18 protein-coding genes are annotated in these 18,546 nt (G+C 48.9%); 10 read left to right on the top strand and 8 right to left on the bottom strand.

Going from position 1 to position 18,546, the window contains the following annotated elements; translation table 11 throughout:
- Window positions 1–47 precede the first annotated feature (47 nt).
- Both hpxZ and ACKFKH_RS16495 read right to left on the bottom strand, forming a co-directional pair.
- Window positions 48–422, bottom strand: a complete 375-nt coding sequence (hpxZ, locus tag ACKFKH_RS16490) for an oxalurate catabolism protein HpxZ (protein ID WP_446859410.1) — start codon at window positions 420–422, stop codon at window positions 48–50.
- A 35-nt stretch (window positions 423–457) separates the two neighbouring features.
- Complete coding sequence (locus ACKFKH_RS16495; RefSeq protein ID WP_446859411.1) at window positions 458–1,162, bottom strand: 2,3-bisphosphoglycerate-dependent phosphoglycerate mutase; 705 nt, start codon at window positions 1,160–1,162, stop codon at window positions 458–460.
- Between the two features lie 99 nt (window positions 1,163–1,261).
- Here ACKFKH_RS16495 and ACKFKH_RS16500 point away from each other — a divergent pair, with 99 nt between their 5' ends.
- Complete coding sequence (locus tag ACKFKH_RS16500) at window positions 1,262–1,519, top strand: hypothetical protein (RefSeq protein WP_446859412.1); 258 nt, start codon at window positions 1,262–1,264, stop codon at window positions 1,517–1,519.
- Window positions 1,520–1,650: 131 nt separating this feature from the next.
- The gene (locus tag ACKFKH_RS16505) at window positions 1,651–2,751 is read left to right on the top strand and encodes a DNA topoisomerase IB (protein WP_446859413.1); all 1,101 of its coding nucleotides are present in this window, start codon (window positions 1,651–1,653) and stop codon (window positions 2,749–2,751) included.
- 46 nt (window positions 2,752–2,797) lie between these two features.
- Here the strand turns inward: ACKFKH_RS16505 and ACKFKH_RS16510 are convergent, their stop codons facing one another.
- Complete coding sequence (locus tag ACKFKH_RS16510) at window positions 2,798–3,211, bottom strand: hypothetical protein (RefSeq protein WP_446859414.1); 414 nt, start codon at window positions 3,209–3,211, stop codon at window positions 2,798–2,800.
- A gap of 61 nt (window positions 3,212–3,272) precedes the next feature.
- Between ACKFKH_RS16510 and ACKFKH_RS16515 the strand changes: the two genes are divergently transcribed.
- From ACKFKH_RS16515 to ACKFKH_RS16525, 3 genes are all read left to right on the top strand, one after another.
- Complete coding sequence (locus ACKFKH_RS16515) at window positions 3,273–3,449, top strand: hypothetical protein (protein WP_446859415.1); 177 nt, start codon at window positions 3,273–3,275, stop codon at window positions 3,447–3,449.
- Between the two features lie 413 nt (window positions 3,450–3,862).
- Window positions 3,863–4,282, top strand: a complete 420-nt coding sequence (locus ACKFKH_RS16520) for a RusA family crossover junction endodeoxyribonuclease (RefSeq protein WP_446859416.1) — start codon at window positions 3,863–3,865, stop codon at window positions 4,280–4,282.
- 19 nt (window positions 4,283–4,301) lie between these two features.
- Window positions 4,302–4,613 carry a hypothetical protein gene (locus ACKFKH_RS16525; RefSeq protein WP_446859417.1) on the top strand — a complete coding sequence of 104 codons (312 nt, stop codon included), beginning with the start codon at window positions 4,302–4,304 and terminating at the stop codon, window positions 4,611–4,613.
- A 105-nt stretch (window positions 4,614–4,718) separates the two neighbouring features.
- On the opposite strand, the gene pdhA is transcribed toward ACKFKH_RS16525, so the two are convergent.
- Window positions 4,719–5,750, bottom strand: coding sequence for a pyruvate dehydrogenase (acetyl-transferring) E1 component subunit alpha (pdhA, locus tag ACKFKH_RS16530; protein ID WP_446859418.1), 1,032 nt, complete (start codon window positions 5,748–5,750; stop codon window positions 4,719–4,721).
- Window positions 5,751–6,193: 443 nt separating this feature from the next.
- On the opposite strand from pdhA, the gene ACKFKH_RS16535 reads away from it, so the two are divergent.
- Complete coding sequence (locus ACKFKH_RS16535) at window positions 6,194–8,368, top strand: IMS domain-containing protein (RefSeq protein ID WP_446859419.1); 2,175 nt, start codon at window positions 6,194–6,196, stop codon at window positions 8,366–8,368.
- A 109-nt stretch (window positions 8,369–8,477) separates the two neighbouring features.
- On the opposite strand, the gene ACKFKH_RS16540 is transcribed toward ACKFKH_RS16535, so the two are convergent.
- Window positions 8,478–9,758, bottom strand: coding sequence for a glycosyltransferase family 4 protein (locus ACKFKH_RS16540; RefSeq protein WP_446859420.1), 1,281 nt, complete (start codon window positions 9,756–9,758; stop codon window positions 8,478–8,480).
- Window positions 9,759–10,582: 824 nt separating this feature from the next.
- On the bottom strand, window positions 10,583–11,551 hold the full coding sequence (sds, locus tag ACKFKH_RS16545; RefSeq protein WP_446859421.1) for a solanesyl diphosphate synthase: 969 nt from the start codon (window positions 11,549–11,551) through the stop codon (window positions 10,583–10,585).
- A gap of 683 nt (window positions 11,552–12,234) precedes the next feature.
- Between sds and ACKFKH_RS16550 the strand changes: the two genes are divergently transcribed.
- Window positions 12,235–12,366: a hypothetical protein gene (locus ACKFKH_RS16550; RefSeq protein WP_446859422.1), complete on the top strand. Its 132-nt coding sequence runs from the start codon at window positions 12,235–12,237 to the stop codon at window positions 12,364–12,366.
- Here ACKFKH_RS16550 and ACKFKH_RS16555 read toward each other — a convergent pair.
- Complete coding sequence (locus ACKFKH_RS16555; RefSeq protein WP_446859423.1) at window positions 12,355–13,365, bottom strand: glycosyltransferase family 2 protein; 1,011 nt, start codon at window positions 13,363–13,365, stop codon at window positions 12,355–12,357. The two genes, ACKFKH_RS16550 and ACKFKH_RS16555, sit on opposite strands and share 12 nt — an antisense overlap.
- A gap of 171 nt (window positions 13,366–13,536) precedes the next feature.
- Window positions 13,537–14,190, bottom strand: a complete 654-nt coding sequence (locus tag ACKFKH_RS16560; protein ID WP_446859424.1) for a C40 family peptidase — start codon at window positions 14,188–14,190, stop codon at window positions 13,537–13,539.
- Window positions 14,191–14,307: 117 nt separating this feature from the next.
- On the opposite strand from ACKFKH_RS16560, the gene ACKFKH_RS16565 reads away from it, so the two are divergent.
- From ACKFKH_RS16565 to ACKFKH_RS16575, 3 genes are all read left to right on the top strand, one after another.
- Window positions 14,308–15,255, top strand: coding sequence for a serine hydrolase (locus ACKFKH_RS16565; protein ID WP_446859425.1), 948 nt, complete (start codon window positions 14,308–14,310; stop codon window positions 15,253–15,255).
- A 148-nt stretch (window positions 15,256–15,403) separates the two neighbouring features.
- Window positions 15,404–16,015, top strand: coding sequence for a Uma2 family endonuclease (locus ACKFKH_RS16570; RefSeq protein WP_446859426.1), 612 nt, complete (start codon window positions 15,404–15,406; stop codon window positions 16,013–16,015).
- Window positions 16,016–16,165: 150 nt separating this feature from the next.
- The gene (locus ACKFKH_RS16575) at window positions 16,166–18,223 is read left to right on the top strand and encodes a prolyl oligopeptidase family serine peptidase (protein WP_446859427.1); all 2,058 of its coding nucleotides are present in this window, start codon (window positions 16,166–16,168) and stop codon (window positions 18,221–18,223) included.
- Window positions 18,224–18,546 lie beyond the last annotated feature (323 nt).

Below are 18,546 nucleotides of genomic sequence, written 5' to 3' on the forward strand. Positions count from 1 at the left end.
TCTAGGTTTGATTGACGACTTATTTTAACAAAAATTTACAGAGATGCTCAAGCCATGAGCGACACATGAGCCGCGACGACTCGCCAACCATCGGGCGTGCGTACCCAGGTCTGGCTTTGTCTGCCGATCAGACCCGATCCTTTGCGCTGAAATTCGGTGTTGGTGGTGGCAAAGTGGTGGCTGTAGGTGGTGATTACGGTGTTTTTGAGAATGCGATCGAGACTCGAAATATCCCGTGCGTTGCGAAAAGCTGTAATTGATTCGTATCCATACAGATTTTCGGTGACTCCAAAGCGGATGGTGTGGGGGCTGTCCCAAAATAATTCGTTGAGGACGGTGAGATCGTTGTTGACGAGGGCCGTTTCGTAGCGCTCAAAGGCGTTTTTGATTTCGGTCAAGGTGTCTGGGTGGTTGATTTCCATTTCGGAGTTCCTTTCCTGATCAATAGAGGATCGCTCTACAGTGATTCATTCAAAACGATTTTGTCTGTCACTTTTGCTGCTTCATCAAGGTCGTAAACGATCGGTACACCTGTCATAAGTTCTAAATTGGCGATCGTTTGACTGTTGAGGTTGTCCAAAATCATGATGATCGATCGTAGAGAATTGCCGTGAGCCGCGACCAAAACGTTTTCGCCTGCCTGCAAGTGAGGCAAAATGCGACTTTGAAAATAGGGAATGGTGCGATTCAGGGTGTCTTGCAGACTTTCGCCCTGGGGAGGACGAGTGGAAAACGATCGCCGCCATTGTTGCACCCTGTCTGCCCCATATTGTTCGGCGGTTTGGGCTTTGTTGAGTCCTTGAAGCTGACCGTAGTAGCGTTCATCAAGGGCGGGGCTGAGAAAAATCGGCAGTTCTTCGTCGGAGTTGCCTTCGTACTGATCCCAGCCGTGCCAGTCGGGGTCGTTGGCAGCATGTTGAATGATTGGAGAGTGACCCGCGCAGACTTCAGGATATTCGGTCAGGCAGATGACGGCGGTTTCGATCGCTCTAATCAACAAACTGGTGTAGCAGACATCGATTTGATAGTTTCTCAATCGATAAGCGGCTTTGGCGGCCTCGAGTCGCCCCAATTTGCTCAAGGGCACATCGACCCAGCCTGTAAATTTGTTGGCAGCGTTCCAGATACTTTGCCCATGCCGAATCAGGATAAGTTTTGCCATTAGACTGTCGAGCGGCGAACGAATACCCTATGGAATTTACTACAGTTTGACTGAAGTCTCTGCGTAGATAATCCTATTTCTAAAAGAGAGGCTCAAGAGATGAATTTGCTTAGAGCGCTGAGAGGATTGGGTTGGGTAGGTCTTTTTTCATTGATTTTCTATGGATTGGTGCTGTTTTATCCTTTTGTGAAGGGGAATGTCGATCGCTTTATGTCTAATGTGAGTCAAGATAGAGCGACTCAACAAGATATGGTTTACCAGACAGGAAATGTGCGAGTTTATCGCTTTCGAGATGGGGTGACGACTTGTTATGTGGCAGACAAACAGGGACTCAGTACTAGTCTGTTTTGTAAGTAAGTTTGATGGATTAGCTTTGTGAAGTATTTCAGTCTTTGTAAGTAGGCTGTTGTGTAGATTACAAATAGTTTAGAACTCGCTACTTTGAGAAAAGAAGGTTTCTGCGAACGGTTTCAGCCTTCTTGTGAATTATGCAGCTTAAGGTTGAGCAAGCTTCTGTTGAGGAGGCGATCGAGTCTGTCATTCCAACTGATCCAGTTGAGTCTGCTGAGGCGGTGGGACTGCGATATGTGACGGATGATGTTCCAGGGATTCAGCGCAAACCTTCTGGCAAAAAGGGTTTTATTTATCTGGGTGTAGACGGCAAGCAGATCCGAGATCGCGATGAAATTAGTCGCATTGAGTCTTTAGCGATCCCACCTGCTTACAAAAAAGTGTGGATTTGTCCTTATCAAAATGGTCATCTGCAAGCGACGGGACGCGATGCCAAGGGACGCAAACAATATCGATATCATCCACTGTGGCGATCGATTCGTGATCAAACAAAATTTACGCGCATGATTGCGTTTAGTCAAGCGTTACCTGACCTTCGCAAGCGGTTGGATCACGATTTGTCGCTGCCAGGATTGCTCAAACAAAAAGTGTTAGCCGCCATTCTCAAATTGATGGAGCTAACTAGAATTAGAGTGGGAAATGAGGAATACGCTAAAGCAAACAATTCCTATGGTTTGACGACGCTTCAAGATGATCATGTAAATGTTTCAGGGACAAAAATCGAGTTTAGTTTTCGCGGAAAAAGTGGCGTTGATCATGAGATTGAAGTGAGCGATCGTCGTCTCGCCAAAATTGTCAAACGCTGTCAAGAAATCCCCGGTCAAGAGTTGTTTCAATATCTAGACGAAAACAAACAGCCGCAGGATATTACTTCGACCGACGTGAATGATTATCTAAGAGAAGTCACAGGTCAAGACTTTACTGCCAAAGACTTTCGCACTTGGGCTGGCACTGTTCTTGCGGCCTCTCACCTGGTAGAAATTGGTCGGTTTACGTCCCAAACGGGGGCTAAAAAAAACATTACGCAAGCCCTAAAAACAGTCTCCGCTCACCTGGGAAATCGCCCTGCAACCTGCCGCAAATATTATGTACATCCAGCAGTCTTTGAGGCATATTTGGATGAAACGCTGCATGATGTAATGAGAGAATATGGAGCGATCGTGATTGCCGATTCTCACGCTTTGAAGTGTGAAGAACTAGCCGTCGTTGCGCTGTTAGAAAAAGTTAATTCTGTATGAGGTCAGCCTCCTAAATCTCCTACAGGTCAGGAACTTTAAGCGTGTATTAGCGCTCTTCTGATTGTTCGTTCACTTGTTGCTGGATCTCGGTCAACAGGCGGTTAAATCGATCGCGTCTTCCCCTCAATCGATCGCGCTGCTGCTGCAATACCTGAATGTCATCCTCAATATCAGCTAGTTGATCTTCCACTTCTGCAACCAATTCACTCAATACTCTCTCACTAATTTTTGCTCCAGGCTTGAGGCTGATTTCTTGTCGTGCAATCTGCTCGATTAGCTCTGACATGCTGAGATTGCGCTGACTTGCCATGACCGAGAGGTTTGCTTTTGCGGTCGGTGTCACGGTCAGATTTAGCTTGTCTCTGTTTTCGCCTCTGGCTCCCGAACTTGCTCTCGGACTCACAAAAACTTCTAGCTCATAGGTGCGTATATCGTCCCAATTATCTTCTACGAAGCGCACATCTCAAATGCGCCTGATACGCTTATAATTTTTTGCATATAAGGCGTATAAAGGATATTTTATGAGCTACCGACCTTGGGCGATCGTGGCCATCTTTCCAGGACACAGACCTCGTGAAATTGTTCGTACGGTGACTCGATCGGATGCCGAAGCGTTTGCTAGATTTCTAAACCGCAGCGTCAAGCAAGGAAATTTTTACGTTGTGTTCGATCCACCTTGTGCCCCAACCGAGGAGTGAACCTTTTGGAGGAAACGAGCGCTCAATAAAAAACCCCCAGCGCGAACGCCAGAGGTAATATCAGGGTGCATCTACCATTCCCCTATACACAATTAGCCCTCCTCATCCGGAAAAGCATTCAAAGCATTCAATATTTTATTTTGAACCAGCGATCGGGCTTGAACTTTAATCTAGCGTCCAACGTCTAAAATCCAGAGATCTCGTCTGCCATCTCAACAGTCAAAATTTTTGCTCAAAGCGCATAGTGCAGGCGATTTTACTGACTTGCATCACACACAAACGATAGAGTGCAGACTTACTATAGGAGATGGACGAAATTAGTCTCTACCGATGGGTAGGAACCTTTTGGGGTGTATTTCTAATCTCAATTTTTGTAGCTGATCCGCCAGAACTTCCGCAAAGGAATACCTCCAGTGCTACCCTTTGAATTCGTCGTGACTGGGAAGCCAGTTTCTCATCAAACAAAAGACAAAAAGCGCCTTCAAGACTGGAAGCAAACCGTTCGTAGAACCGCCGAAGCCTGTTGGCAAAACAAACCCCCGATCGGCAACTACGTTCGAGTGGTCATTACACATTACTACGATGCAGAGCCGGGTAACGAAAACTGGGTTCCCGACAGTGATAATATTGTAAAGCCTATGAGAGACGCTCTGAATGGGCTAATCTATGTAGATGACTACCAGATCACGGATTTCGTGAGTCGTCGGCGTAGTCTTAATGGATCTTTTCGGATAAAGGGCATCTCTCCTGTTCTTGCAGAGGGATTTTGTCTAGGAGTAGAATTTCTACATATAAGAGTAGAAGTTGCTCCCAATCCCGAAGAGTTAGATTAAGATTCTCCACTGAGTTCCTATGAATCACTCAAACAACCCAACCCCATTAGAGCATCGGCGACTTTTAACGCTGGCTAAAGAATACCGAGAGCAAGGATATGCTGTGATCGTTAACCCTTCCCCTGAAGACTTGCCGCCTGCTTTAGCAAAATGTCGATTTGACCTGATTGCTAAGACCTCTAACAAGACGATCGTCGTCGAAGTTCGTAACCGAGACACTCTGACCCTCAACGGTGCCGAAGATTTGCGCCGCATGACCAAACTGGTCGAAGAAATCCCCAACTGGGAACTTGAGCTAGTTGTGACTAACCCTCGCAGACGAGCCAGTTGAGCGATCGCTTGATCCCAATATTTTTTCGTAGACAAGCGGACAGCAAGGGAGCAGAGGCCCCCTTTTTTATTGTCTACCTATTTCTGTTATTACCTAATCTTCGGTCTAATCTTCAGCAAAAATGTACTTGTACAACTCGCTCGGATCGGGTTCAGGACTGTTGATGCCAAACTCGACCGCTTCATCGACGATCGCCTGGATCTTCTTCTCGATCGCCTTTAATTCAGACTGATCCGCCAAATTTTGCTCTAACAGATAGCCCGCCAGCTTTTTGATCGGATCACGGGCCAGCCAACGCTCTTTTTCATCCTTCGATCGCAACTCATCGGGATCAGCCAGCGAGTGTCCTCTAAAACGGTAGGTCAAGCATTCGATCAGCGTCGGCCCTTCTCCCGCACGGGCACGAGCCACCGCCTCTTGAGCGATCGCTCTCACCGCTAACACGTCCATTCCATCCACCTCGTAACCGGGCATCCCAAAGGCGGCGGCTTTTTTGTAGATTTCAGGCTGAGAAGTGGCTCGATCGTGGGCCATCCCGATCGCCCATTTGTTGTTTTCTACGACAAACAAAATTGGCAACTTCCAGAGCGCCGCCATATTCAAACATTCAAAAAACTGACCGTTGTTGGTCGTCCCGTCCCCAAAGAAGGCAGCCGTCACCTGATCTGCGCTTTCATCGCCCATAACTTCTCGACGATACTTAGACTGAAAGGCCGCCCCCGTCGCCACAGGAATCCCTTCACCAATAAACGCAAAGCCCCCCAACAGCCGATGCTTCTCCGAAAACAAGTGCATTGAGCCGCCGCGACCCTTACTACAGCCCGTCGCCTTGCCAAATAGCTCGGCCATCACCTCTTTAGCCGGAACCCCCGCACACAGCGCATGAACGTGATCGCGATAGGTACTGCACACATAATCTTCGCCCGGCCGCATCGCCTGAATCACACCCGTCGAAACGGCCTCTTGACCGTTGTACAAGTGAACAAACCCAAACATTTTGCCGCGATAATACATCTCAGCGCACTTGTCTTCAAAAAAGCGCCCCAGGATCATATCCTCATAAAGTACCAGCCCTTCTTCTTTTGTGATCTGGGCAGAAGCAGATTGAATTTTCGGTAAAGCTCTTTCTTGTACCATTTGCTTGTAGTAACCTCGCTGCAATACCCAAAAAGAGGGGACGTTGAACTTTAGACGTTGGACTTTAAATGCGGGACGTTAGACGCTGGGTTTTGGACACTGGACAAGGCAGGGTTTCATCCAGAGCGTTAAGCGCTAACCCGATCGCACCCTCAATTTAATCTAAAATACCGCCCTGTTGGATCAAAGATCAAACAACTGAACTAGAGAATTCTCTGCTGTCTGGTGGCAAAACTTGAAAACTTAACCCTCTATTAAGTGAATAGTGCTTCCACAACAATCCAGAAACCTCTATTGTGAGAAATTGTGAGAAATCAAGCGATCGCCCAAACTAGAGTTTTCTAAAGGTAAACAGCCGACTTTGTATCTACGGGTTATCATGACAGTCATTCGATTGCGGTTATAATTTTTGCTCTTGTCGCTCACTGCTGGGGAAGTCAACCGTGCGTATTCCGCTCGATTATTATCGAATTCTGGGTCTGCCCATCCAGGCGACTGCCGAACAACTCAAGCAGGCACATCGCGATCGTACGCTGCAACTCCCGCGCCGTGAGTACTCGGAGGGAGCGATCGCCACTCGTCGGCAGTTGATTGACGAAGCATACGCCGTGTTGTCGAGTCCAGAAAAACGCCGGGACTATGACGAAGGTTTTTTGGCCAAAACTTATGAGTCAGACCTGGAGGCGAGCAGTTCATCTGGTGTATCACAAAGCACCAATCGACCCGAAGCGGCTGATCCGTCCCCTAGTATTGAGATTCAAGATAGACAACTGATCGGGGCACTGCTGATTTTGCAAGAACTGGGCGAATATGAACTCGTTCTCAGACTCGGCCGACCTTATCTCACCAGTGGCAGCGCCAATCTCAGAGACGGTAAACTGGGCGATCCCAAGATTGTTCTATCAGACATCGTGCTGACCGTTGCCCTGGCCTGCTTAGAACTGGGTCGAGAACAGTGGCAGCAAGGACAGTATGAAAACGCCGCCGAAGCCCTCGAAACGGGGCAAGAACTGTTGCTTAGAGAAGGTCTGTTTGCCAGCGTTCGAGGCGAAATTCAGGCTGACCTGTTTAAGCTGCGTCCCTATCGAATTTTGGAACTGTTGGCCCTCCCGGATGAACAGTCACCCGATCGCCACCGGGGGTTGCGGCTGCTTCAAGATATGCTGCGAGAGCGCGGCGGCATCGATGGCACGGGCAACGATCAATCGGGGTTAAGCATTGATGACTTTTTGCGATTTATTCAACAACTGCGCGGCTACCTGACCGCCGAAGAACAGCAAACGCTTTTTGAAGAAGAGGCGCGTCGTCCCTCGGCCGTTGCTACCTATCTGGCGGTTTATGCGCTGATGGCTCGTGGGTTTGCTCGACAACAGCCGGCCCTGATTCGACGGGCGAAGTTGATGCTGGTGCGGCTCGGCAGTCGGCAAGATGTGCATTTAGAGCAGGCTGTTTGTTCGCTTTTGTTGGGGCAGACCGAAGAAGCCAGCCGTGCGTTAGAACTTAGCCAGGAATACGAGCCGCTCGCCTTCATCCGCGAAAATTCTCAAGGGGCCCCTGACCTCTTACCTGGCTTGTGTCTCTATGCAGAACGCTGGCTTCAGGATGAGGTGTTTCCCCATTTTCGTGACCTCGCTCAACAAAAAGCAGCGCTCAAAGATTACTTTGCCAATGACCAGGTTCAGGAATACTTAGAAGAACTGCCCGTCGAAGCTGAACCGATCGAGTGGGGCGCAAATCCCATCGGGCGATCGACCCCGACCCGGCAAAATGGCAGAGTGGATCAGTCCGTCCATTCTGTGAGTCGCGCCTCGACAGCGACGATCGCGACTGACGATCGACTCACTGATGACGTTCTGGCGATGCCTGCTGCCCAGCGTCTCTCTCAACTTTCGCCCGAAGGCAGTTTGCAAACCGACTCCTCTCCCCCAGTGGGAACGCGCACTCGTCCCAGAGTCGATCGCCCCCGTGGAGAACTCAATAACGGCCACCGCATTCCAGATGCAGATGATTTGCCGCCGCGACGATCGGACGGGAGACCTGCTAAAACTCGTAGAAAGTCGAGGCTTTCCCTTCCCCTAGTTCTGTTGGGCATTCTTGCCGTGGGTGCTTTGGGGTTTTTGCTCATTCGAGGCTTGCGGGCCCTCACTGGGCAGTCTGCTGGCAATGAGCTTTTGGTACAACTTGATCAGCCCGTAATTGCCATCCCTGAAGTCGTCCCCGATTCGCCACTGGCAGGTGATATGAATGAGGCGACGGCTCAACGAGTTTTAGAATTTTGGCTCAACACCAAAAAAGAGGCGATGGGTGAGTCTTATGCAACGACTAAACTCAATCAGATCTTGGTAGAACCCAAACTCGCAGAATGGCGCGCCTCTTCTGAAGAAGCCAAACGTGAAGGGCTGCACATTCAGTATGAACATACTATAAAAGTCGATTCTGTTGAGGCAAATTCGACTGATCCCAATCAAGCGATCGTCACCGCCACCGCGTCTGAAGTCAGAAAATACTATAGAGGTGGCAGCCTTTTTGATACCCAAACAGACACCAATCTCAAGGTTCGCTATTCTCTGATTCGTCAAGACAATCAGTGGCGCATCAAAGATTGGCAAGTACAGTGAGCCGCTTTTGGTGAATATCACTAAAGGTTCTGACAAAAATTGGGCAAATTTGCCGAGATCAAGTTGTTCATCTCAGCCAAATTTGCCCGGTTGCTTTACTTGCTGAAATTTATGCGCTGACTGCCGCAGAACGACTTTTGACCGCAACAGTCTGCTCTTCCATCACCTGGCTATAGAGGTCACCCAACTGAGACGCAACGCCATCCCAGCTAAACTTCTCTTCGACTCGCTTGCGACCCGCCTTGCCCAACTGATTGCGCCACTCAGGGTTAGAGAGAATGCGATCGATACCCTCTGCAAAGGCGGCATCATTTTTGGGAGGAGCCAAAAGCCCCGTCACTTCAGGAACCACCGTATACTGCAAGCCGCCCACATCGCTGGCAATCACAGGTGTATGGCTGGCCATGGCTTCGATCGCCACCAATCCAAACGGCTCATAGTGACTCGGCACCAGACAGACATCGGCCGCCGCATAATACAGGTGCAGATTCTCATTGCCCAGGCGACCCGGAAACTGAGTCGCGTTTTGCAGCCCCACGTCTGAGACGATGCCCTCAATCCGTTCGCGTTCAATCCCGTCGCTCTGACCAGGCCGACTGCCGCCCCCGATGATCAGTTTAATTTGGCTGCGTAGTTGAGATTGCGCTACCGCTCGGACTGCCGTTTCGATGCCTTTGCGTCGATCGAATCGCCCCACATACAGCACTACTTTCTCATCTTGAGGAATGCCTAGTTGCCGTCTCGCTTCGGACTGAGAAACGGAGCCATAGCGACGAATATCGGTGCCACAAGGAATCACATCAATGTTGCCGTGAGTCGAGACCAGCGATCGCATATGGTCACGTTCTTGAGGACTGGTGGCCACGATGCGATCGGCCGTTTCCAGGCAGAGTTTCTCAGTGGCTAGTCGAGTTTTGGCAATCATTGGTATCGTAGCGATCGATTGATATTTGACCGCACCGAGAGAATGGTAAGTGTGCAACAGCTTTAGAGATTGGTGCTTTCTCAGCTCCATGCCCACCCAGCTAGACATCCAATAGTGGGTGTGAGCCGCCTTGTATTGAACGCCGTTCTCTGCCTGAAATCGCTGGAATGCTCGAACAAATTCTGGCATGTAGGGAAACAAATCATCTCTGGGAATAAACGTCTTTGGCCCCGCCGTCAAGCGAATGGTACGGCAGTGACGATTGTGCTGAACGATCGCAGGCTGGTCTGCATCCGATTGACGAGTAAACATATCAACCTGCCAACCTTGACGAGCTAGTGCTTCTCCGACTTGACGCACATAGACATTTTGCCCGCCAGCTTCTTCTTTACCAATCTCAATGGCCGGGTCGCCATGTTCCGAAATCAACGCAATGCGAGGCTGCTTTTGACCTAGAAAAAACATAGTTTTATTTCCCAAGATGCGGTGAATGAGGGCACATTAAAAATTGAAATCAATCAATGTTTCACAGCTTTATAAGTCATAGAATACAGGTGAAATTTCTTACCTTAATCAGTCATGGGTAAGAAAAGACGATCAAAAAGTTGACCACCCTGGGATGAGAACGTGCCCTTTATTCTCATCGGTAGAACTACTTTCAGGAAATTTTTGATGAGCAAAATAGCGCCACAACTGGCTAAAAAATGACTTGATCAAGTGCTTTCTTTTGCTGCGCTCCAGTTATATTTATCGCTGAAAAGCCTCGTTGGACTTGACTAAGCGCTACCCTGCGAAGCTTTAGGAAAGAGAACTATCAAATCGATGAAATTAACGATGAAATTAACAACATTGAGGAACTTCTAATCGAAAAGGTCGCTCTAGTAAACAGTAAACAACTTACCTTTTCTCTTCTGCATCTGAGTCATTCAATCTGTCAACGATTCAATCAGGCTCAGGAACGTTAAATAGTCAAACGAGCTACGTTTTTGATTTTGCTTGGTTTAATTAAAATTTGATTTACCTAAATTTAGATCACCCCAAAGTATTATTCCACTTGCCTAACTTTAGAGGGTTGACAAAAGTACATACTTAAGCGGATACGAAATTTTGAGTGACAATAAACCTGTTTGAAGCGATTGAGTTGTTGCCACTTTGTAGAGTTTTTGCCGTTTAATCTGGCTGCGATCGTCCCTTCCAGCTCTCTTTTTTCTCACTCATACGATCGCACGAAAAACAAGGGCAGATGATCACCTACCCTTCAGAACTATTTTGATGATAGAGTACCCGATCTAATACAGACGACTGAGAACGTAGTCAGCTAGTTTGATCAGTGCCTGCCGAGGCTCCGAGACGGGAAGCTCAGACAGATGTTCTACAGCCATCCGCGCATGACTGGCGGCCAATTCGCGCGATCGCTCAATGCCTCGACTATCTTTTACTAGAGCCAACGCCTGCTCTAAGTCATCTTCTTGAGCAAACTCGCGCTCGATTAAGGCCTCTAAATAAGGCTTTTCTTCTAATGCATAAAGCACCGGAGCCGTCAAATTGCCGCTTTTAAGATCAGACCCGGCAGGCTTACCCAGCCCTTCTGTCGAGCCAGTGAAATCTAAAATATCATCCACAATCTGAAAGGCGAGACCGAGATGTCGCCCATAGTGGTACATGCTTTGAGTCTGAGCGTCTGAAACTTCGCTGAGAACGGCGGCCGCCTTGGCGCTGTTGGCCATCAAAGAAGCCGTTTTGTAATAGCTCTTAGACAGATAGGCCTCGATCGAGACTGTAGAAAAGCAGTTTAACCCTTGCTGAATCTCGCCCTCTGCAAAGTCTTTGATCACTTCAGACAACAGCTTGACGACTTGCAGATTGTCTAAATTTGCCAGATACCAGGAAGACTGAGCAAAGAGAAAGTCTCCAGCCAGCACAGCGACCCGACTACCAAAGCTGCTGTGAACGGTGGGAATGCCGCGCCGCACGTCTGATTCATCGACGACATCATCATGGACGAGGCTGGCAGTGTGGATCATTTCGGTGATTTCGGCCAGTCGTCGGTGACGTTCGGTAATCCCCTGATCCGGCATCGTTGCCCGTGTAACCAGGAAGACGATCGCGGGTCTGACCCGTTTCCCCTTGGCTCCAAAGAGGTGTTCTGCGGCTGCGTACAAAATTGGATGACGCGCACCGATGAGATTTTTGAGGTTCTCCGTCAGCACACAGAGGTCTGCTTCAACCGGGGAGAATAGGGATGTTGCTGAGGTCATGGATAAGCCGACTAAGGGGCTACATGGTTAAGAAACTTTACAGGTTCTGAACTTATTCTAAGCTAAGGGTTTTCTACATGGAATAGAAACGCAGAAAAAGTTTGGGAATTGGGCGCAAATCATCGGTTATTGGGTAAGAGAACTAGAAATTTAGGCTAAAAGCTATCTGACTAATGACAGATTTATGAGAAGAACTGAGGGAGACTGCTTTTTCCTCATCACTTCTTAAGACTGAAGGATCAGCCGGATCGCTGAAGATTGTATAGATTTTTGAAGTTCGTTCCCAGAAAGTCCCTAAACCTCTAGAGTGCTGTGTTAGTCTAGTTTGTAGGCATTTCAAAAATTTCATAACGTTCGGTACGAATCGAGAATGTAGGCGATTTCGAGTTCTTGAGCCAGGTTTTCTAAGGTTTGGCTTTTGGGTAGAGAGAGGTCTGCATTTATGAGAGCTTTTTACTAATTTTCACCAATTTGAGAAAGCCTCTCTGTACTGAGTCAGGAAGTCTGCTCCATCGTTGCAGATTGTTGAATCATATGTGAACACAGTGTAGAACGCGGGTTTGTGTCGATCGGCGCTGACGCATCTTATGTTCTCGACGTGGCTAAATTGCTCAGAGTCCGGCAGGTTTCGGCTTGCCTCAATATTTTTGCTGTTTCTTAGTTTTTTATAGGTCGATCGCGCTATGGTTTATCGTGACATTCCTCTGATTATTCCAGTGTTGGCTGCGGGTTATTTATTGATTGTCTATGGGCTGCTGGGGCTGGCTCGACGCAACTCGACTGAGGTTTCGCGATCGTCGGGGTCACGAGAGTAATTTGGTTGCGTCTCCGACAACTTCTCTGACTCGATAGATGGGTCGGCCTTGTGATTCGTGGTAGGTTCTCATCGAAAGTTCGGCGAGCAGTCCAAAGCTAAACAGGTGCAGTCCTGACAAGAGCAGCAAGACCGTGAGAATGAGTAAGGGACGTTGCCCAATGTCTTCTCCTAAACCCAATTTGACATAAGCCAGGTAAGCGCCCGAAACGGTGCCTGCTAGCAAAGAGAGCAAGCCAACTCCACCAAAAACGTGCATGGGACGGGTGAGAAATTTTCGCATAAAGGCGATCGTCAGCAGATCCATGATCACGCGAAAGGTGCGGTCTAATCCATACTTACTTTTGCCAAATCGTCGAGCATGGTGGCGGACGGGAATTTCGGTAATTCTGGCTCCCTCAATAAAGGCGAGTGCGGGGAGAAATCGATGCAGTTCGCCGTAGAGATTCATATCCGCCACCAGTTCAGCCCGATACGCCTTGAGTGAGCAACCGTAATCGTGAAGATGAACACTGGTGCCCCATCCGATCAGCCAGTTGGCAATTTTGGAGGGCAAAATCCGCGTCAGCGAGTTGTCTTGACGATGTTTGCGCCAGCCGCTTACCAGGTCATAGCCTTCTTCGAGTTTGGCCAGCAAGATGGGAATGTCTGCCGGGTCGTTTTGCAAGTCGCCGTCTAGTGTGACGATCGCGCTTCCTCTCGCGTGACTAAATCCTGCGGCGATCGCGGCCGTCTGTCCATAGTTCTTTCTCAAAATCACGGCTCGTAGGTCGCGGCGCGTCTGAGCCTGTTGCTTCAGCAGTTGGTCAGATCCATCTTGCGAACCATCATCCACACAAATGATTTCGTAGTGTAAATGCTGAATTTGAAGGGCGATCGCGTCCAGTAAAGCAGGAATGCTCTCAATCTCGTTGTAGATGGGCACCACAACAGACAGATCAGGCTGAAGGTCACTGCCAAAAGTCGCTGGCGTTCCGTAAGGAAAAGGAGAAATGCTCATGGGGACGAGAGAAAAGTTGGCTTTTAGTCTATCAGCAAAGGGGAGAGGAGAGGGAGGAGGGAGGAGAACTTTAAATCAAAATGCTTGTCCGAAAGTCTCCCAGAATTGGCAGCTTGGAGGGCAGAAGATGCAAACAACGAAGCGAAAAAACTTTATCGAACAGACGATCGCTTACTTCTCCTGAGGTTGGTAGCTGGTGGTGACTCGTCCGGCTCCTCGTAGTTGGGCGTAGTAGGTTTGACTAATGGAGTCGCCTTCTGCCGACAAGATATCAATTCCGATACCGTTGCGTCCCTGATCTTTGCCTGAGCTGTGAATGTATTGTTGGTTTCCTAAATACAAGCCGACATGCGTTGCTTTGACAGGTGTACCAAAGAAGATTAGATCACCGGGAATTAAGCATTCGATTTCAACCTTTTTTACAAAGCCTTCTTGCTGATAGGCATCTCTGGGTAAACGAATTCCCGCCGAAGCGAAGGCCGCTTGCATCAAGCCAGAGCAATCATAATTCGGGGCAACGGTTCCTCCCCAAAGATAGTGATTGGGTACATTCATCGCCGCTTTTGTAAACTCAATGACTTGAGGAATTTGCTGCTGGATTTCTGCCTCAGATAGAATCGGCGCTTGATACGAAGTTCTCGTTTCCTGCAAATACTGCAAATCTTCAACGGCCAGCCAGCCGGAGTAGTCATCTTCGCAAAGCATGACCTGGAGCGGCGTGGGAGAGAGAATTTTTAAAAAACGTCCGATCGCAGCCTGAGTTGCCAGACTTTTGAGTTCAGGAGAATCGTAAAGATTGAGGTTGGTTCTGGTGAGATACTGCATGGTGGGAGGGAGGAGGGAGGAGGAAGGAGGGAGGAGGGATGAAGGGTGAAGTAAGGGTTAGGATTCTTTAATGATCAATTCCTTGTTGCTTTTAGCTCAAACTCAAGACTTTCTACCATGACTTTCTTTCACAAAGACGAAACGTTGCAAACTTTGGGCGATCGCATTCTCGAAGCGACTTGGCGTGAGTTTCCGGCGTTGGCACAAAATCAGATTGCGATGACCTGGATTGTCTATGATGCGCCAGTGTTCGTGAATACGGGAGGGGCGGTGAATGTGGATGATTTTTGGCAACGATCGCCGCGTGGCTTTCAGTATCGAGGAGTTGAGCGGATTTACCCGGCTAGTGTGGTCAAGCTGTTTTATCTGGTGGCGGCTCATGAGTGGCTAGAGAAGGGCATGATTCAAACTTCGACTGAGTTAGAGCGGGCGATCGCTGACATGATCATCGATTCGAGTAATGACGCGACGAGTCTGGTGGTGGATGTGTTGACGGGAACGACGAGCGGCCCAGAGATTCCGAGTGCCCCGTTTGAGACGTGGAAACAACAGCGCAATATTGTGAATCGCTACTTTCAATCGATCGGCTGGCCTGACCTGGCCACCGTGAACATGAATCAGAAAACCTGGTGCGATGGCGCATACGGACGAGAACGAGCCTTTTTGGGGGAGGCTTATGAAAATCGCAACCTGTTGACGACCAATGCTTCGGCTCGATTGCTGCACAGCATTATTGGTGGAGTAACGGTTTCGGCGGCGCGATCGCAGTCCATGATGAATTTGATGCGGCGATCGCTTAATCCCACTGACTTAAAAGCCAACCCTGAAAATCAAGTGACGGGCTTTTTGGGTGAAGGGTTGCCGCAAGTGGCTCGACTCTGGTCAAAGGCAGGATTGACGAGTCAAGTTCGTCACGATGCCGCTTATATTGAGTTGCCCAACCTTCGCCCCTATCTGCTGGTCGTCTTCACCGAAGGCAAACCCCACAGCACCAATGAGGCGATTTTGCCGTTTGTGTCTCGGCAGGTGGTGGAGGCGATCGGAGGGATGAGGGATGAGGGATGAGGTTGAAATTGGTAAAACTTAACGCTAGAAGGTTTCGCATTGTTCAACACCAACCTATAGAAGATGAAGGAGTTTAGGCGTTTTGTTAGTCAATCAGGGCTATTCGCTATAGTGAAAAAAGACTTTTCTGGATGGAGCTAGGTTGCCGATGACTAGCCTGTTGGTTAAATCTGCACAGATGTCAATGCCGATCGATCTTTCTTCGCTGATCACCCTGTCGAAGATGAGTGATCAGCAGTTTTATGGTTTTTGTCGCACGAATCCCGACTTGCGAATCGAGCGGAACGCCACCGGAGAAATCGTTGTAATGCCCCCTGCATTTGCTGATACTGGAAACCGCAATGGCAGAGTCTTTGGGCAACTCTATGTCTGGTCTGAAGCGGATGGGACTGGAGAGGTATTTGATTCTAGTTCAGGCTTTACCTTAGCTAATGGGGCAACTCGATCGCCTGATGCCGCCTGGGTTTTGTCCGATCGCTGGAATGCTTTGCCGCCAGAACAACAGGCATCTTTTGCCTCGATCGCTCCCGACTTTGTGGTGGAATTGCGATCTAGTAGCGATACATTGCTCAGCCTGAAGGAAAAGATGGAGGAATATATTGCAAATGGGGTGCGGTTGGGGTTGTTGATCGACAGAAAGCATTGTCAAGTTCATGTTTATCGAGTCGATCGACCTCCAGAAATTCTGGACAACCCTGAGTCTGTCAGTTGCGAACCTGAGATGCCAATGTTTGCGCTGAAGATGGCAAAGATTTGGTAAGGAGATTGCACGCTGGTTATGTGTAACGATACGACAGCCTTTTAGCTGGTCGGTTGGGTAATACGAGGCTGATGTGAGCAGGAATCGAGTGATCGCTGCTCTCGGAAATGTGTAGGCTTGAGGGGTTGCTCACTCATTTCTGATTGTTCTATGACCTCTTATCCCACCAGCCAAAAAACGAATCAAGTTGACGAATATCATGGTGTCGCGATCGCTGACCCGTATCGGTGGCTAGAAGATCCCGATTCTGATGAAACAAAAGCCTGGGTCGAAGCGCAAAATCAGGTGACGTTTGGCTATTTGCAGCAGATTCCGAGTCGAGAAGCGATCGCTAACCGTCTCACAAAGATCTGGGATTTTGAGAAATATGGCATCCCGTTTAAGGAAGGTAATCGCTACTTTTACTTCAAAAACGATGGACTGCAAAATCAAAGCGTTTTGTATACCTTGAAGTCGTTGGATGACCAGCCGATCGTCTTGCTTGATCCTAATAAGCTTTCTGAAGATGGAACGATCGCCCTCTCTGGCTTATCGATCAGCGAAGATGGTGCATACATGGCTTATGGGCTGTCTGCTTCGGGGTCAGATTGGCAAGAGTGGCGGGTGCGAGATATTGAAACGGGTAAGGATACGATCGACCATCTCAAATGGATCAAATTTTCGGGCGCATCCTGGACACACGACCATCAGGGCTTCTTTTACTCGCGCTACGACGAGCCAAATGAAAAGACTAAGCTAGAAGACGTAAATTATTTCCAAAAGCTTTACTATCATCGGCTGGGCACTGACCAATCTGAAGATCTGTTGATCTACGATCGTCCCGATCACAAAGAATGGGGCTTTCAGGGCAGTGTGAGTGAAGACGGACGCTATCTGATCGTTTCTGTCTGGTTGGGCACTGATCCGCGTAATCTCGTGTTCTACAAAGATTTGGCAACACCTGACGCGCCTGTGGTGGAGTTGATTGGCGAATTTGAGGCGAGTTTTAGCTTTATTGATCACGAGAACAATCGCTTCTGGTTTCAGACGGATTTGGATGCGCCACGGGGACGGGTGATTGCGATCGACTTGCAGCAGAGCGAGCGGGCCCATTGGCAAGAAGTCATTCCTCAAACGGCTGAAACACTGGAAGGAGTCGGCATTCTCAATCATCAATTTGTTGCGTCTTATCTCAAGGATGCTCGCAGTCAGGTCAAGATTTTTGGACTCGATGGAGCCTTTGTGCGTGAAGTGGCGCTTCCTGGAATCGGCTCGGCTGGCGGATTTGGGGGCAAGCGCGACGAGACGGAAACCTTCTATAGCTTTACTAGCTTCACCACGCCGACCACAATTTATCGCTACAACCTGCTGACCGATGAGAGTACCGTGTTTCGTCAGCCTCAAGTCGATTTCAATCCTGATGATTACGAGATTCGACAGGTTTTTTATGCCAGCAAAGACGGCACTCAGATTCCGATGTTCATCACCCACAAAAAAGGGCTAAAACTGGACGGCAGCAATCCGACTTATCTCTATGGCTACGGCGGATTTGGCATATCACTAACGCCTTCATTTTCGGTGGGGCTTTTGGTGTGGATGGAGTTGGGCGGCGTGTATGCCGTTCCCAATTTGCGGGGCGGTGGTGAGTATGGCGAAGACTGGCACCAGGCAGGCACCAAACTCAAGAAACAGAATGTGTTTGATGACTTCATCTCTGCGGCGGAGTGGCTGATTGACAATAATTACACGTCGTCGAAAAAGCTGGCGATCGCTGGAGGCAGTAATGGCGGTTTGCTCGTCGGAGCTTGTATGACTCAGCGACCTGATCTGTTTGCGGCGGCACTTCCGGCAGTTGGGGTGATGGATATGCTGCGCTTTCACAAATTCACGATCGGCTGGGCCTGGATGCCTGAATACGGTTCCCCTGAAGAGGCAGAAGAATTCAAGGCACTCTATGCTTACTCTCCGTTGCACAATCTGAAACCGGAAACGGCTTATCCTGCAACGTTGGTGACGACGGCGGATCATGACGATCGCGTAGTGCCTGCCCACAGTTTCAAATTTTCAGCAGCCTTGCAAGCGGCTCATTCAGGCGATCGGCCTGTGTTGATTCGGGTGGAAACCAAAGCAGGACACGGTGCCGGAAAGCCGACTACCAAAGTGATCGAAGAAATTGCGGACAAATGGGCGTTTTTGGTCAAGACGCTAGATTTTGAGCCGACGATTTGATGAACGGATTTGATGGATGCTAGTTGAATTTTTCGCTTCGTTGTCAAGCTTCTGCCCCCCAACCCCGCGTGGATTCGATGAAGTTTTTTTGCTTCGTTCTTCAGCGCTTCTGCCCCCCAACCCCCCAAAATTGGGGGACTTTAAGACAAGATTTTGGGTTCAAAGTCCCCCAAAATTGGGGGATTTAGGGGGCTGCCTGGATTAACCGCAGCGAAAGATTTCATCGAATTCACGTTAACCCCGCATTCTGGAGAACTCTCGGACAAGCGTTCTGGCTCAAAGTTTCTCACTTGCGAAGGATTTAAGGGGCATTCCTCAACAAT

The sequence above is a fragment of the Phormidesmis sp. 146-20 genome (genome assembly GCF_052939475.1).